Genomic DNA, 16,021 nt, shown 5'->3' with positions numbered 1-16,021 from the left:
TCGCACCTGTCCATTTAGTGTTACCGCTCCTTTATGGGGGGATTTCTCGCTGATTGCGGGTGTGTTTGCGATGAAAATGAGAAAAGTGAACGAGGTGCAGAAAATCGTCTTGTATCCGGGTGACAGGCAAGGATATACCGGCCAGCGGAGACGTGGCCGAGTGGTCGAAGGCGCTCCCCTGCTAAGGGAGTAGGCCCGGAAGGGTCTCGAGGGTTCGAATCCCTTCGTCTCCGCCATTAAACTGCTCATATCATGGGCATTCTTCCGGAAAAAACGCATTATTTTCAAGCGCGTAAGGTTTCTTTAACCAGCGCCTGCCAGTGTTTCCCGCATGAAATCCCGCATAGATTCCCGCATAAATGCGGAATTTGAAGGAGTGCACTGCTATGGGCGTCACATTGGATCGAGGCCGCTATTATTTCGTAATGAATGTCCCAAAGCATCTCTTTGGCAAAGTACTGGGCAAGAGTGGGCAGCCAGTAAAGCAGATCAGGCAAGCACTTCGAACAGCGGATTTGAGTGTGGCCAAGCGCAAAGCTTTTGAGCTCGAAGAACTAAAAAGAGCGGAGTGGCAATTCTTGGCATTGGGCGAGGAAGCTCTGGCATACGAGAAATACCAAGCAGCCAAACAGATCTCAGAAGCGCATGGTTTTGACTATGTTCCGTGCGATGTATTGTTAAAGAGAACCTTTGATGAGAATCTGCCGCGCTTAATGGCGGCAGCGGGAACAGCGTGTTCGCGCCAGCCGCCAGAAGTTGTTGAGGCGCTTCTAGGCAGCGTAAATGTTGCTCTGCCCCCATTGCGCAAGGTTCTCCAAGAATACGCTGAACTCACAAAGACACGACATATGCGCAAGTCGGATCAACAGCGACATCTTTGGTGGTTACCTCGAGAGCGAGCTGTCTCGAATTTCGAAAGAGCAGTTCCCAAAAGAAAGGCTACTGGCATCGATAAGATCACCCGCGAGGATGCGTTGTCGTTTCGCGAATGGTGGTCGAGGCGAGTTCAATCAGGGGAAACGCGAGCGGAGACGGCGAACAAAGATTTTGGCCACCTCTCTCAGGTTTTTCGTGAATGGTGTGAACTGAAGGGTCACCACTCACTTGAAAACCCTTTTGCTCGGTTGCGCTTTGACAAATCAGTGGATCCCGTGATTTCCCGGCCTCCATTTTCAAAGGAGTGGGTTAACACAAAGCTATTGGAGACCGGCGCGTTTAAAGGGCTGAATGCTGAAGCCGCAGATACGCTATTGGTGCTTGTCAATACAGGATTGCGCCCCTCGGAGGTACTGTCTTGTCCATTAGAAGACTTTTGTCTCGAATGCGAAATCCCGTTCATTCGCGTGGCCGCTCACGGACGTGAACTCAAACAACGACACTCTGCGCGTGATATTCCACTTTTGGGAATATCCTTGGCAGCTGCAACGCGCATCGTCCACCGAGGTGGTATCAAAAGATACGCTCATAAGGCTAACGCCTGGTCTGGAGTTGCCAACAAGTATCTGGAAACGAACGGTTTGAAAGAAACACCGCAGCACACGGTATATAGTTTGAGGCACTATGTTGAAGATGCACTGTTGAGTGCAGGGGTCGATGATCGAGTGCGTGCGGATATCTTGGGGCACAAATATGCCCGGCCAGTCTATGGAACTGGTGGAGGTTTAAAGATGCGAAAAGAAGCGTTGGCAATGATCGCATTTTAGAATGGCAACGAACCGTGCTGTAACAAATTATCAATAAAATCTGCTATTATTTGATTGTTGCATACATACACGGAGGTCATTCATGACACCACTTGCAACGAAAGAACTCATTCAGACCAGAAAACTCAGAAGTCGATTAATCTTGCGATTAACGACTTGCTGACTTTCTGTCCAGTTTCTCCATTGGATGCGCATCGTTCTTCAAGCTTTGTCTATGCCTTGAATGAACTTACGTCTGGGCGAAAGCAATTACCCACAGTGGCCAGCGGGCGCTGACGTAATTCGCACATCGAACTACGCTTAAAATTGAAGGATTCAAAAAATGTCTATGAAAATAGGCAAGGGCGAAGCTGTGTCTGAAACCTTTGTTTCAAACCAATTTGCGTCTGCCGCAAAAACCCACCCGAACAACGAAGCACCGGAACCCCTTCTGCGCCAAAGAGACCTAGGATTAGCTCTGCCCGTCGATGATCTTGGTGCATTGCGGGAAGCTACTGAGGCAATAGCATTCCTAACTGATGCGCCAATTGAAATTGCGTTCCAGTCGGTTTTGGCGATGGCGTCACTTGCGACGCAGCATATCCGTGACGTAGAAACCTTGGCTGGTTCAGCTCCTTTGAGTCTATTTCTGCTTACCATTGCATCCTCGGGGGAAAGAAAATCGTCTTGTGATAAACTCGCATCCAAGCCGATTCAGGACTGGGAAGAAGCTCAAGCCCCGGCCTACGAAGACGCTCGAAGAGCATACGAATTCGAGTTGTCCATATACGAAAACATGAAACGACAAGCGCTGAAGGCGCAGACAGAGGAAGGTTGCGTCGTCGAAAACGCCGCCCCTCAATCGCCTGTTCCACCTGTCGTACCTCGAAAGCTACTGCCCGATATTACGTTTGAAGGCGTTCTTCGCCATTTCGAAGACGGCGATCCCTCGATTGGTATCTTCGCCGACGAAGGTGGCCAGTTCTTTGGCGGACACGGTATGGGCAAGGACAATCAGCTCAAGACCGCAGCCGGGTTATCAAAACTCTGGGACGCAGCACCCCTAAACCGCACCAGAGCCGGTTCCCCGCAAGTCACATATCGGCGCAGGCGCGGAGCTCTTCATTTGATGATTCAACCAGGTATCGCGGAAAGTGTCTTGCGAAACGATGTTCTACGAGATCAGGGGCTTCTTTCTCGCATGCTCATCGCTTGGCCCCAAAGCCGAATTGGCAAACGGCTCATTGTCATTTCCGATGACTATCTAGAAAAACGGCGTTTGGCTGAAAGTAAGCTTTCCAAATACCACAATCAGCTGGCTTCACTACTGCGCCGATCCAAAGATACCGGAGCAAATCACTTGGAGCTTGAGCCGAGAGTTTTGCCTTTAGATCCTGATGCGAAGGCACTCTTGATACGATTTGCAAACAAAGTTGAAGCCCAACAACTTCCAAATGAAACTCTGTCGCACATAACTGGATTTGCATCCAAGGCAGCCGAACAAGCAGTACGAATTGCCGGTGTTCTGGCGGTTTTTTCAGATCCAGACGCAGAGTCCTTGTCCATTCGGGACATTGCATGCGGTATCAAACTCGCTTCTTGGTACATTGCAGAAGCTCAGCGGCTCTTAGATGCAGGTCCAGTCGATAAATCTTTGGAACTGGCACAGGAACTGCTTGATTGGCTAAAGGCGCGGTATCCAGTCGAGCCTTTCGACAAGAGAACGATCGTAAGATTTGGACCAAGTGCGATTAGGGATACTAAAACTATAAAACGCCTGCTGTGCATTCTGGCAGAGCATCGGCACATTTGTGAATTGCCGGTCGGAACTGTGATCAATGGGCATGAGACCCGTGAAGCATGGGGGCTGTGCCACTATGAGTAAGCTGTTCAGTTTTGACCTTGATGAAGATGTTTTGGATCCGCGTGTATTGCCTGTACCCGGTCCAACTCAAAATGAACTCTATTCTCCAAAACCCGCGCTAACAAACTCAACAGCCCGTTACAGTGCCTGCAACCAAGGGCCATTGCAGCGCCAGTCGCAAATGTCGCTTGTCGCAAAGTACATGGCTCTAAACCCGGTTGCACTTCACGCATTCGAGGAGAGAGCGGCAATACTAGAATTTGACCAGGGGTTTACCAGGGAAGAAGCTGAGATGGAGGCGTTTAGGAGGGTGATGAAAGAACACCCAAGAGTGGGCTTAGCGGTTTGGGTCCTTCTCGGGGGATGTAACGTGGGTTTGTTTGCGCCGCGCTGTGTCCGTAGGCGTTCAGGTTTCGAACTAGCTAGATTTGGGTTGGGGTTGTTATTGTCCCGCCCCAATTCTTGCTGCTAGTTTTCTGCGCCCCAGCAGTCTGGAAAAGGGGCAGAGTCAATTGTCGAAACTAGTTTTGGTGTTCGAGGAATTGTTAGCCGTGATCTTCACTTTCAGAGATTAAATACTGGTCTCAGAACACTCTCCGATCAACTTCAGCACGGTTTCTGCGAGCAATTAGAACTAGCCTAAATTGCAGTACTATGGTTGTGATTATGACTCCTGCTCCATACCCAACGAGCACACCGAACGCGCCAAAACCTAAAGTTACTCCGCACACATAAGCTATTGGCAAGGCACCACCCCAGTAGATCGAAACTGTAATAAGATTGGGGATCAAATTGTCCGACAGTCCTCGCAACGCTCCGAGCGAAATCGACTGGAGTCCGTCGGCAAATTGGATGAATACCATCGCCAAAAACATAGGGCCAACCAAATGTAAAACACTCTCGTCTGGACTAAGTGACATCCCTATCTGTTCGCTATATTTACGGACGAACAACAATGTCAAAGCTGACCAAAAGAAAACAACTGAAAGCCCAGCAACCCAGAGCGGAATTAAGCGCTCAACTTGCTTGGAGCCTACAGCGTAGCCGGTTCGGATCGAAACCGCGATCATAAGGCCAATTGGGACCATATAGAATACAACGCCTACCGAGTGTACGACTTGGTGGGCCGCCAGAGCGGTAGTGCCCAGCGTAGCGACCAACATTCCTGTAGCAGAATATGCGCCACCCTCGCCGACGCTACCAATGGCAACGGGGGTTCCTTGAACCAGTAGTTTTTTTATGTCCTTGCGAGAAAACTTGAAACAACTACGGTAGATTTTTAGTGTGTCTGAAAACTGAAAATGGGCGAGAATAGCCACAAGCGCGATGCACTTTGATATGGCACTCGCAATTCCCGCCCCAGCAAGCCCAGCTCCCTCGAAACCGACTGCCCCAAAAATAAAAATCTCGTTTAGCGGGACATTAATCAACACTCCCAGAAGCGTGAAGCCGAGCGCATACCACGATCGGTCGATCGCGTTATAAACTCCACGCAACAGCATAAGAAGTGCATGTGGAACCATTGCTGTGGCGAGGATAATCCAGTACGGCCAAAGAAGCTCCAATACTATTTCGGAGGGAGAAGTTCTTGCGAAGAGAGGTTTTGCGAAAAGCATCGCCAGCGCTAAGGTTAGCCCAATTCCAATTGTAACGATTGCGCCTGTTATTATTGCGATCCGTGCCGCATTGTCGTCTTCACCGCCCACAGCTTGAGCTATGTTCACGCCGATCACCGACGTAAAACCAATCAAGGCAGAATTGATGAAAATAAAGGCGCTTGTCGTCAAGGCAGCAGCTGCGACCACATCTGCGCCCAACGGTGCAATCATCGCCGTATCGATCATCACCATGAGTACTCCGGAAACCATTCCGATAATAATAGGAACAGCCAAAGACACGATATTCCGAGCTTCCATTGTCGCTCGCCGGAGCAAAGTCGGTTCGGGTAGAATCACTTGATCAATTTTCATTCGAAGCCGCCTGGTTGGTTTCCTCCTAATATTCGATTGCGCGACATCGCTAAAAAGGCTGTAAAACGCGCTAGGGGTGCGCGATTTTGTAGCTGTGCGATCTAAGTAAAATAGGACAGTTAATCGAATGAGAACTGCGGGTGCACCAGCTTCTCAATATTGATTTTATTGGCAACTTTGGATCGATCGTGCGTAGTATTTGACCGTAGGTAGGTGCTTAGTCGTTACGTCGCGGCTGCTTGGGTCAGCTGACTTGTTTCACTTTCTGTGGCGAATTAATCCGAGTTCCAGATTTCGACCGTAGTAGCAGCAAATAAGCGCACCTTCTGCGCGTTTCTATCACTGTCAACAATGCCACAATCGCTCTAACTAGCTCCACACATTGAAACTGTCCTCTATCAACGTGATCGGGAGCTGCCAGGTGAAAAACTTCAAAAGTCGCATGACACGAAAGCAGGTAGCTTCTTGGTGGACGGCTGCTTGGTCTAATAGTTGCCAAACCCAGCGCAGTATTCCCTACGTTAAGCTGGTCTCTAGTTGAACCAAGGTCGACCAAGTTTAACAACAATCATTCATCCCATCGCTGCCGGACAAAATTGAGTGACTAGAAAGAGTGGGAAGGAAAGGAACTTTAGCTTTGCGCAGGACTTGCCTCATGGAGCACTGACTGACGCGCCTCTTTTAGCAACCCTGTGCGACCCAACAAAAAGCAGAAACCGAGGAAAAGGAAACTCCTGATGTTAACGAACTTAGCCCGATACTTTATAGGGCGTGCTGAACGCCGAATTGGTGTTGATTTCGCCTATGTCCACCACATCGCGGAAATAGACTTCGGATTGCTATCGCGATACAATAAGATTTTCAGTTTTCTCGATCCAAATAAGAATGTTCCTCCGTTAGCTTATCACGCAGCGCGATTGCGAGGTGCAATTGCAGCCGATTGTGGAACTTGTGTCGAGGCTGAGATCCGTTTGGCGCAATACGCCGGCATCAAAACATCGAATGTGCAAAAGCTTCTTGTCGCGGACTACTCAGAATTGACAGCCGAAATTGCCGCAGTTGCGCGACTAACAGATTGGGTGATAGGGCTTCGGCAAGATGAGCCGGAAGCTCGAGAAATTGTTAGAAATGCGTTTGGTGAAGCTGGGTTGATTGAGATTAGCTTTGCAATGAACGGCGCTGCTATTTTGCCTGGAATAAAACGATCTCTGGGATATGCAACTTATTGCAATATCCAAACAATGCAAAAAATAGCCAAGTCTCTTGGCGACACTGCGAGCTAGCTATTTCGCTAACGGTAGTCAATACATTGGTGGCATGGTCGAACGGCCTAAATCTCCCTAAGGTCAGGACCCATTGATTTCGGCCTTGCTGCGTGCTTCACGGTTCGCAAAACGAGCGGTGAACATGTCTGATCTCTTCCGGCTGACCGACGCGCAGATGGCGCGTCTGAAGCCTTACTTCCCGCAATCCCAAGGCAAGCCGCGCGCCGATGATCGGCGGGTATTGAGCGGAATTTTCTTCATTAATCGCAATGGCTTACGCTGGCTGGGTGGCCCAAGGAATATGGCCCGCTAGACGCGTTGCAACCGTTGGAAACGATGGAACGACAAGTTTGTCTTTGCCTGGATGATGGCTGGTCTGGCTGCCGAGCGCGGCGAACAGAAGACCGTGATGATTGACGCGACCTATCTCAAGGCCTTTCGAACAGCGACCAACATGGCAGCGAAAAAGAGGGGCGTGGCCGCCTGATTGGCCGAACCAAAGGTGGCTTGAACACCAAGCTGCACGCCATCTGCGACAGCCAGGGCCGCTACTCAACATGTTTGTTACCGCCGGTCAGGTCAGCGGCTACATCTGCGCGTGTGCCTTGCTGAACATCTTGCCCGAGGTGGAATGGCTCCTTGAGGATCCTGGATACGACGCCGATTGGCTCAGAGAAGCGCTGAAAGACAAAGGGATACGTGCGTGCATCCCCGGTCGAAAACAACGCAAGACGAAGGTGAAGTGCGACAATCGACGGTACAAACGGCGAAACGGCATTGAGACCATGTTCGGGAGGTTCAAGGATTGGCACCGCGTGGCAACCCGATACGACAGGTGCCCTAAGGTTTTCCTCTCCGCAATAGCCCTTGCTACAACCGTCATCTATTGGCTGTGAGTCCTGAGCCGAGCTTACATGTATGGGGTAGGTGGCTGCCTTTGGGAAAAAAATCCGAACGGCAACCTGTTAATGCGTCAGATAAGTCGCAGTCCTAACAGTGCGGAAGTCAAAATGCCCGAAAGCGTAAGTCCGCAGGCTACGACAACAAGTGTCACCAACTTAGTTTTCTCGGTTGAAATTCCATGACTTAGGAGAACTATACGTAGTCCACACGCGGCGTGTGTGATCACAGCTGCCACAGCCAATAGATAGTGTGGTATTAGCCGGACGTTCCAAGGATCGCCTAAAAGGCCAACTGGCGATCCAGATGCCCACACCCAATTGGTGTCGATGCCGAATTTCATTCGGGCCATAATTAGCGCTGCGGTCAGGTGGCTAAACAAAAAAGCTCCAAGGTAAGCGCCGCTTGCTGTTTGGACCGTGCCCCACCAGTCAACAAAGCTAATCGTCCGAAATCGGGCCAACCAGATCCCGGAAATAACCAACCATAGGACAAGAAGAACAAGTACAGGTTCCACTAGTCTGGATCGATACCACAACCTTAGATAGCTTTGAAGATTTGCGTGTGTTTCAGTGCCAATCAGAGAAACTGAATGGTTTGCCAAGTGGAGAAAAACAAAGCCGATCAGTAAAAGCGCTGCGGCGATACCATGTCCCCACCTAAGCCATTCAGGGGGAATACCTTTCTCGTCGTTTTTTTTCTGAGTTGATCCAGATCGCGTACCGAGAAGAAATATTAGTACAACGAGCCATCCAACTGACCATACAACTATGTCACGACCAGGGACTTCAATCGTGAACAAGACTACACCGGTCGCCGTATACAAGGGAGGGGTTGCAACCGAAAAGTAGGCAAACCTGCGCAGAGACAGAGCACCTCGGTTGCGCTCAATATTCTTTCCTGCTGCCCACACGACCAACAATCCTAAGGCAGGAACTAATATTGCCGCTAGGAAAGCACACAATGCCGCCAGAACAGCAACCCAGGAGCCGTCTTTGGAATCTGACAGGTGAACAAAGAAGAAATAAAGGGAGTACGGGTACGAGATGTTGGCTAAGATAAGAAAAACCTTGTTCCCTATTGATCCAGTAAACTTGTTTATTGCCGTTTCTGTAAGCATGCTGCCTCACTTGGTAACTTCATTTTTGCTCCTGAAATCGTTTGACACGACCCAACATTGAAGCTGTCCTGGCGCATCTCATGCACCACAATATTCTTTTCTAATGATGGGTCTTCAAACCACCCGGATGCAGGAGCAATGTCTGCGGCAGACCCAGATTTCGAAAGGGGCGCGGATGCTCATCCCATGCTCGCTTGAGATCCATTGAGTTGAACTCGAAGCGGCATATTTGTGGAAATTTTTCGATTTGATCAGTGGGGTGCTCCCGTCCAAGCACAGGATGCGTTTTGGTATGGTCGCTTTTCTCAGATCACTCATTTTTTTGGCTGAAAATATGCTGGCAGTTTCATAGTATAGCTTTTCAGATTTGTTGAAATTTAGCTACCAATTATCTCCCCCGTTCTAATTCGACTGATAAGCCTGAATTCTTGACCAGAAGTATTGACGTTGAAATTGGCCGAATAAGTGAAGAGGCGGATATTGAGGCTGCAAATAAAAACCAACATAGGTTGTTCCGAACTAAACCTTGGCTGCTAATCCAGTGTCGCAAATTTCAGCAGCATATGCGCAGATTCTCATAGTTGGCTGCGGAAGAAAGTACTGATTATATTTGTATCTGTTCGTATGTTGAAACCACGCTGCCCTAAGTGTGTTCAGCCTAACGTGTCAAATTTTGGTGTATAGCACGTCGGGATAATAGCGGTTTGGTATCGAGAAGTAGCGCAAGGGGCTTTGGGATTCTGAAAATGATTGAATTATACACTCACGGTACTCCAAACGGCCGTAAGGTCGCAATAATGCTAGAGGAAATCGGTTTAGATTACCAAACTATCGTCGTTGATATAATTAAAGGTAATCAATTCGATGAAAAATTTGTGGCCTTAAACCCAAACTCAAAGATTCCCGTTTTGGTTGATAAGAATGGCCCAGGAGGCAGTAAGCACGTAGTCTTCGAATCTGGCGCTATATTATTGTACCTCGCCGAAAAAACGGAAAGCCCATTGCTTCCAATTAACTCGAAAGAAAAATCTCAAGTCATGCAATGGCTAATGTTTCAACTTGCGAACGTCGGGCCAATGTTTGGGCAGTATCACCATTTCTTTAGCCACGCTCGCGAAATGGTTCCTTATGCATTGGACAGGTACCGCGAGGAAGTTGAACGTTTGTACGCGGTAATGGACAACAGATTGTCTGTGACCGCCTACTTCGCAGGCCCAAGATACTCAATAGCTGATGTTTCAATGTTCCCTTGGGTGGCTCGGTTTGAGGATCCGAGCATTGATCTTACATTGCGAGACTACGAAAACCTTAGTCTTTGGTATGACAGTGTATGTTCGCGACCAGCAGTGCTAGCTGGGATGGAAATTTGAGCTATCGGTTTCGATTTCGCGAGAAAATTGCAAAAATGACAATTTCTTACCTAAGCTAGTTGTTTCGTAAAGATCTTACTCGGAAGTTACTGCGGAATAAATAAGGTCGGACGCAGCAAGTTGCTGGTGTTAAGCCTAAATTTGGAAACCAGGCAATCGGTGAACTCAAGAATGACTGAATTCATAGCATCTGTTGTTGGGCCCTATTTGTTGCTGACTGGAGCTGGATTCTATTTATCTCAAGACTTCTACCTAAAAATGCTTTTAGGGCAGACAACCGCAGACCCTATCTTGGTTAATTTGTCAGGTGCCTCACACTTCATCGTCGGTGGTATTGGCCTTGCTTGTCACTTTGAATGGGCGACTTTGCAGGAAACTGTTGTGTCGTTGGTTGCGCTCGCAGCAGTAGTAAAAGGAGCTGCACTAATAGTGTTTCCCGGCCAAACTACAAGAGCTCCAAAATTGAACAACGGGGCACTTCATTTTACGGCAGTTATGTTTCTAATAACCGGTGCATATCTAACCTGCGTAGGGTACATGGCCCACCTGCAGTTGAATGGCCTCAGTATCCAAAAAAGTTAATTGAGTTTGTGCATAGTAAGATTGGATGGTCAGAAGCCTTATCGACCTAAACTAAGGTGGAAGAATACTTTCAGTTACTTCAGAGTTTAAGGGGGGGGGCAAAATGACGCCACAGAAGCTCAGAGAAATATATGGTGAAGCATCGCTACATGCCAAAGCAAAGGTGATCTCGCGTTTTGATAACCATTGTCTGAAGTTTATCAATCATGCGCCCTTCCTTGTCTTGGCGACTTCCGACGGGACGAACCTCGATATCTCACCTAAGGGGGATCCTGCTGGATTCGTGGAAGTCGAATCTGAAACTACACTCCTGATTCCAGATCGCCTAGGAAACAGACGAATTGACGGCTTGTTAAATATATTGGCCCACCCGAAAGTTGCTATCCTTTTCATGATCCCATCGGTTATGGAAACACTCCGCGTCAACGGTACCGCTGAAATAAGTGACGCTACAAGTTTATGCGGCAAGTTCGCTTTTAAGGGGCGAATGCCTAAAACTGTGATGCGTATATTTGCTGAGGAAATCTTTTTACATTGCGGTAAGGCTCCTCTTCGGAGCGGGTTATGGCAACCGGACACTTGGCCCTTAGATCGCCCAGTCGCTCAATTGTATGACATGGTTAGAGATCATTCTCAGATGGGCGTGGTTTCGAATGAGCAGGCACACACAGGCAATCGTGATAGTGACACTCCTGAATAGACGATCTGTACAAGGGTCTTTTTAGTGTTCTCGATGGTTAGAGATCGGCTCATCTATGTAAATTTTGGCAGTTCGCGCCTGAATTCTGAGGGAACTTCATACGTATTGCCAAGCTTTGAGGCATTCTCGTGCTTCATTGGCTCAAGCTTGTGCACTGGCTCAGAACTAGAGTTTACTACAGACGAGGCAATTAGTTCATCCATTGTAAGGTCCGGGCTAACTAACCGTTCACGGCGCAGCCAGTTCAGCTGTTCCTCGACTGATTTCAAATTAAGCGTTGCATTCAGGTTCAAGCGCATTGCGCTCGTTTCAATATTCTTTGATGCACGTTCTTTAGGCTGACCTGGGTAGACGTATTGTCGAATAATATCAACGATTTCCTCCTTCTCTTCTCGATGCTCAATCAGTGCACTTGTATAATCGCGAATTCCTACAGAGAACGCTCTTATGAAAGCCTTAGTTCTGCCAACGTCGTTCTCAACTTCCCTGGGAGAGGTAAAAAGCACTGTGACTTGATAATCTGGTAGAATATCCGCGACACTACCTATGGATCGAGCGACGCCGGATGCTAAAAGTGGTTGAGCAACACTGGGTATCATGCTCCAAGCTTCGATACTTCCGCCCCTCATTGCTCCTTCGATTATTCGTAGCTCCCGAAGGGGCAGAAAACTAAGCTCAAGGCTTTTGAGTTCTGCCAGTCTTGATCCTACAAAGTGAAAGGATGAGCCAATGTGTGTAACGGCAAATGTTCTCTTGTGTAGTGCATCTAAAGATTTTACGCCTGAATTATAGGTGGCGTTTGACACTAGTACCTTTTGCCCCTCAATCCCCGGTTCTTCCGAGAGTACACCTCCTATTAGTTTTATTTTCCCAACGGCCCCTTGCGACAACATTGCCCCTGTTATTGCAGAGACAGCAAAGTCTATAGCCCCCTTCGCGACGGCACAGGCAACTGAGGACGCAGATTGAAAAAAAACCAGTTCTACGTCCAAACCCAATTCAGCGAAATGGCCGCGCTCCAAAGCCACAAAGCTTCCCGAGTGAGTAGTAAGACGAAGTGCCCCTACCTTTATCTTTTTTGGGGTTGATAGCGCAGGAGCCGCTAGCAAACTTCCAGCAGCAACTCCAATCAACTTAATAGCACCGCGCCTATTGACCAATTCTTGAATCCTTACACGTGTCTGAAACGATCTAAAACGGGTCAGTGTTTCACCTTCCAACAGCTCACGCATGTTGTCCCGACAAAGCCCCAATATATATCGAATCTATTGCGCCCCAGTGAGTTCTAGAAAATCACGAAGCCCCCAATTTGGTGGCAAGTCTCCTTGAGCTTAAGTTTGGCAAACTAAACTCAGTTTCCAACGCCTTAATGACGTCAAAGGCGCTATTAAGGTCGCGTGAAATTGAGGGTTCGTTCGCGCTAGACTTTCTGAAAGTACCGACGATAGAGTTTTCTGACCGACTTCGACCTCGCGGGCCAACCATGTTGGTTCTAAGCGATTTTCGATGACCCTCTGCAGGCAAAGCAATCATTAAGTTGCGTACAAAATGGGAGTCGTAAGAATTACATAGGTAATAGTTAATCACCTCATAGTCAGATTGGTAACGTTCGGAGTAGTCAAATGAATATACCGGCAGCCACGAATCAATGACTTTTGCCTGGAGCACAAAGTAATTGTTTTCGACGACAATACGAAAATCTCCATGAGGTGTAGCTTGAATGAGGTTGGGGATAATTTTTAGGGGCAGTGTTGGAACCTGGCCCCCAAAGCCGGCATCTACGAGGTAATCTACTTCGTTTACTTCCACTTTGAGCATCATATGCGAAGCGGGAGTGACTGTGCCTGCTTCGACTTGCCATCGTACTCTCGCGGCAAGCCCGGAGACAGAAAAACCAATCTGTTCTAAAATGTTCTTAAGAAGTAAGTTGTGTTCAAAACAGTAGCCTCCTCTCTTATTCTCAATGAGCTTTCGCTGCAGCGCCATGGGAGATAGAAAAACGGGTATTCCTAGAAACGGATCTACATTCTCGAACGGAATGCTCTGGAGGTGCATTAGCTGCAGCGCTTCTAACACCTCAAGGTTTGGCAAAGGGTCCCCAGTAAAGCCGATTCTGTTGAAATAAAGTTCCAGGTCTACGGTTGTCATGGTCATTCTCTCGATCTACGCAAAAGCATGATAGGCACTGCAAGCTCGTTTTTTGCGGCTTGATGAATGACCATATTTGTATGCAGCAAAGTGAGGAAAAGGCGCACACTTGCGCATCTGATGCGCGTAAAATCGACATGCATGTTCAAGCTAATCAGACTGGAGCAACTAGGGTCAGGACCCATTGATTTCGGCCTTGCTGCGTGCTTCACGGTTCGCAAAACGAGCGGTGAACATGTCTGATCTCTTCTGGCTGACCGACGCGCAGATGGCGCGTCTGAAGCCTTACTTCCCGCAATCCCAAGGCAAGCCGCGCGCCGATGATCGGCGGGTATTGAGCGGAATTGTCTTCATTAATCGCAATGGCTTACGCTGGCTGGGTGGCCCAAGGAATATGGCCCGCTAGACGCGCTGCAACCGTTGGAAACGATGGAACGACAAGTTTGTCTTTGCCTGGATGATGGCTGGTCTGGCTGCCGAGCGCGGCGAACAGAAGACCGTGATGATTGACGCGACTTATCTCAAGGCCTTTCGAACAGCGACCAGCATGGCAGCGAAAAAGAGGGGCGTGGCCGCCTGATTGGCCGAACCAAAGGTGGCTTGAACACCAAGCTGCACGCCATCTGCGACAGCCAGGGCCGCTACTCAACATGTTTGTTACCGCCGGTCAGGTCAGCGGCTACATCTGCGCGTGTGCCTTGCTGAACATCTTGCCCGAGGTGGAATGGCTCCTTGAGGATCCTGGATACGACGCCGATTGGCTCAGAGAAGCGCTGAAAGACAAAGGGATACGTGCGTGCATCCCCGGTCGAAAACAACGCAAGACGAAGGTGAAGTGCGACAATCGACGGTACAAACGGCGAAACGGCATTGAGACCATGTTCGGGAGGCTCAAGGATTGGCACCGCGTGGCAACCCGATACGACAGGTGCCCTAAGGTTTTCCTCTCCGCAATAGCCCTTGCTACAACCGTCATCTATTGGCTGTGAGTCCTGAGCCGAGGGTGAACCCGTTTTCGCGCAATCTCGACTTTAGCAGTCTGACGACTTCTTGAATTTGTGTGGATCGGTGCATATCCACATGCGTCACAAACCAAATGTCCTCCTGCCAAGAATCTTGTGTTGCAAAAACTTCAGTCAAGAGAGCCGGGTCTGCCAATTCACGTGGTAAAAAACCAACGGCCTTTCCAGTTCGCACTAAGTCCCAAAGGACTGGAATACTGCTGCTACGCATCCCGATTGACTTTGAGGGAATATTTTCTTCGAGCCAGTTCAAGTAGGGAACAGACGGTGCATTATCTGAAGCACCCGCAACACAACCATCAGGCAAGTCTTCTATTCCCCAATCAGATCCCATAGATAAAGGTGCAAAGAAACCGACTTCTAGTTTTCTTACGAAAATCACAACATTGTCCGGATCAGTTGGCTTGGGACCTATCCTCAGCACTGCATCCGCTTCGCCTCTTTCCAACTTAAGAATTTCGTCAGTCAAGATGATGGAAATACTCAAACCGGAGTGATTTGCTTTTAAGTCACCGATAAGCTGCAGCAAAAGCGGACTTAGTGTTTCGACAGTGGAAATAGTAATGGTACCCAAATGCCCAGCTATTTCACTTTCAACCATTCTCTTGACGCGCTCAACTTGCATGCTTGTGGTTTCGGCGATGCGAAGTAATTCTTGTCCTATCTTGGTCGCTGTGTACCCGCTACGGTGCCGCAAAAACAACCGAACCCCCAATGACGTCTCCAAACTATCAATGTGGCGAGTTATCGTGGCTCTATGGACATTTAACTGTGAAGATGCGGCACTGACCGTGCCAAGTTTGGCTACACTTGCAGCGGTTCGAATTTCGTTCCAGTGACTTATTGCGGATGCACTGTTCATAGGCTTTACCCTGAATTTTAAGAGTAGTCAGCTAAGCAAAGTCGGGTGACTAGCTCGCTCGGTTCAGAGAGAACTTCAACTTACAAGACCGGATCGAAAAAACCCCCTCTCCGGTCATTGCGTGCACAACCAGCGCAGCTGCCCAAAAAGCAGGATACTCCCAACCTCCGTGAGGATTTGAAAAAAGCCATCCATTTGCACCGTGAGCGAACAAGATTGCACCAAAGAGTATGGGAAGCAAAGCCATCGCTGCGATCCGAGAATGGTAGCCAAGCACCAGAGCTATGCCACCGATTATCTCGGCAGTTATTACAACGTATGCTAAGGGGCCCGGTAGTCCGATGCTAATAAAAAATAGAGCCGTACCTTCTGGAGTAATAACTAATATTTTAGTTGCCGCGTGAGCTAGAAATAGGACCCCCAATGTGACCCGAAGAAGTAACGCCGCATACGGTGCCAAGTCCTTGTCTATCATGCCTGTCTCCTTGCTTGTGCAACTGACGAACTAGCACTCGTCACCGACTGAGATAATGGCT

General features: G+C 48.7%; 12 protein-coding genes, 1 tRNA gene and 2 pseudogenes. 9 read left to right on the top strand and 6 right to left on the bottom strand.

Annotation, left to right across the window (positions count from 1 at the left end; genetic code table 11):
* Positions 1–146 precede the first annotated feature (146 nt).
* The 3 genes from ACR0DT_RS13535 to ACR0DT_RS13525 all read left to right on the top strand — a co-directional run bounded on the left by ACR0DT_RS13535 (position 147) and on the right by ACR0DT_RS13525 (position 3,567).
* A tRNA-Ser gene (locus tag ACR0DT_RS13535) sits at positions 147–236 on the top strand.
* 150 nt (positions 237–386) lie between these two features.
* A complete protein-coding gene (locus tag ACR0DT_RS13530; RefSeq protein ID WP_480711246.1) occupies positions 387–1,703 on the top strand; it encodes a DUF6538 domain-containing protein in 1,317 nt (438 codons plus the stop codon).
* A gap of 322 nt (positions 1,704–2,025) precedes the next feature.
* Positions 2,026–3,567 carry a YfjI family protein gene (locus ACR0DT_RS13525; RefSeq protein WP_480711245.1) on the top strand — a complete coding sequence of 514 codons (1,542 nt, stop codon included), beginning with the start codon at positions 2,026–2,028 and terminating at the stop codon, positions 3,565–3,567.
* Between the two features lie 563 nt (positions 3,568–4,130).
* Here the strand turns inward: ACR0DT_RS13525 and ACR0DT_RS13520 are convergent.
* Positions 4,131–5,516, bottom strand: coding sequence for an MATE family efflux transporter (locus ACR0DT_RS13520; RefSeq protein ID WP_480711244.1), 1,386 nt, complete (start codon positions 5,514–5,516; stop codon positions 4,131–4,133).
* Positions 5,517–6,253: 737 nt separating this feature from the next.
* Between ACR0DT_RS13520 and ACR0DT_RS13515 the strand changes: the two genes are divergently transcribed.
* Entirely contained in the window at positions 6,254–6,799 is a 546-nt protein-coding gene (locus ACR0DT_RS13515) for a hypothetical protein (protein WP_480711243.1), read from the top strand.
* A gap of 124 nt (positions 6,800–6,923) precedes the next feature.
* Positions 6,924–7,677: pseudogene (locus ACR0DT_RS13510) on the top strand (IS5 family transposase).
* 77 nt (positions 7,678–7,754) lie between these two features.
* On the opposite strand, the gene ACR0DT_RS13505 reads toward ACR0DT_RS13510, so the two are convergent.
* Positions 7,755–8,801 carry a hypothetical protein gene (locus tag ACR0DT_RS13505; protein ID WP_480711242.1) on the bottom strand — a complete coding sequence of 349 codons (1,047 nt, stop codon included), beginning with the start codon at positions 8,799–8,801 and terminating at the stop codon, positions 7,755–7,757.
* Between the two features lie 746 nt (positions 8,802–9,547).
* Here ACR0DT_RS13505 and ACR0DT_RS13500 point away from each other — a divergent pair.
* The 3 genes from ACR0DT_RS13500 (at position 9,548) to ACR0DT_RS13490 (ending at position 11,453) form a co-directional block, all read left to right on the top strand.
* A complete protein-coding gene (locus tag ACR0DT_RS13500) occupies positions 9,548–10,171 on the top strand; it encodes a glutathione S-transferase family protein (RefSeq protein ID WP_480711241.1) in 624 nt (207 codons plus the stop codon).
* A gap of 171 nt (positions 10,172–10,342) precedes the next feature.
* Entirely contained in the window at positions 10,343–10,753 is a 411-nt protein-coding gene (locus ACR0DT_RS13495) for a hypothetical protein (protein ID WP_480711240.1), read from the top strand.
* Positions 10,754–10,856: 103 nt separating this feature from the next.
* Positions 10,857–11,453 (top strand): MSMEG_1061 family FMN-dependent PPOX-type flavoprotein, encoded by a 597-nt coding sequence (locus tag ACR0DT_RS13490; RefSeq protein WP_480711239.1) that lies wholly within the window; start codon positions 10,857–10,859, stop codon positions 11,451–11,453.
* A gap of 53 nt (positions 11,454–11,506) precedes the next feature.
* On the opposite strand, the gene ACR0DT_RS13485 is transcribed toward ACR0DT_RS13490, so the two are convergent.
* Together ACR0DT_RS13485 and ACR0DT_RS13480 are read right to left on the bottom strand one after the other, a co-directional pair.
* Positions 11,507–12,685 (bottom strand): ABC transporter substrate-binding protein, encoded by a 1,179-nt coding sequence (locus ACR0DT_RS13485; protein ID WP_480711238.1) that lies wholly within the window; start codon positions 12,683–12,685, stop codon positions 11,507–11,509.
* 61 nt (positions 12,686–12,746) lie between these two features.
* Positions 12,747–13,601 (bottom strand): arylamine N-acetyltransferase family protein, encoded by an 855-nt coding sequence (locus tag ACR0DT_RS13480; protein ID WP_480711237.1) that lies wholly within the window; start codon positions 13,599–13,601, stop codon positions 12,747–12,749.
* Between the two features lie 235 nt (positions 13,602–13,836).
* Here ACR0DT_RS13480 and ACR0DT_RS13475 point away from each other — a divergent pair.
* Positions 13,837–14,590 (top strand): annotated as a pseudogene (locus ACR0DT_RS13475) (IS5 family transposase).
* Here the strand turns inward: ACR0DT_RS13475 and ACR0DT_RS13470 are convergent.
* Both ACR0DT_RS13470 and ACR0DT_RS13465 read right to left on the bottom strand, forming a co-directional pair.
* On the bottom strand, positions 14,574–15,485 hold the full coding sequence (locus ACR0DT_RS13470) for a LysR family transcriptional regulator (RefSeq protein ID WP_480711236.1): 912 nt from the start codon (positions 15,483–15,485) through the stop codon (positions 14,574–14,576). The pseudogene ACR0DT_RS13475 and the gene ACR0DT_RS13470 overlap by 17 nt on opposite strands.
* A 49-nt stretch (positions 15,486–15,534) precedes the next feature.
* Positions 15,535–15,960, bottom strand: a complete 426-nt coding sequence (locus ACR0DT_RS13465; protein WP_480711235.1) for a DoxX family protein — start codon at positions 15,958–15,960, stop codon at positions 15,535–15,537.
* Positions 15,961–16,021 lie beyond the last annotated feature (61 nt).

Source organism: Ruegeria sp. BI11, assembly GCF_056538005.1.
This window is presented reverse-complemented; position numbering and strand designations above follow the sequence as displayed.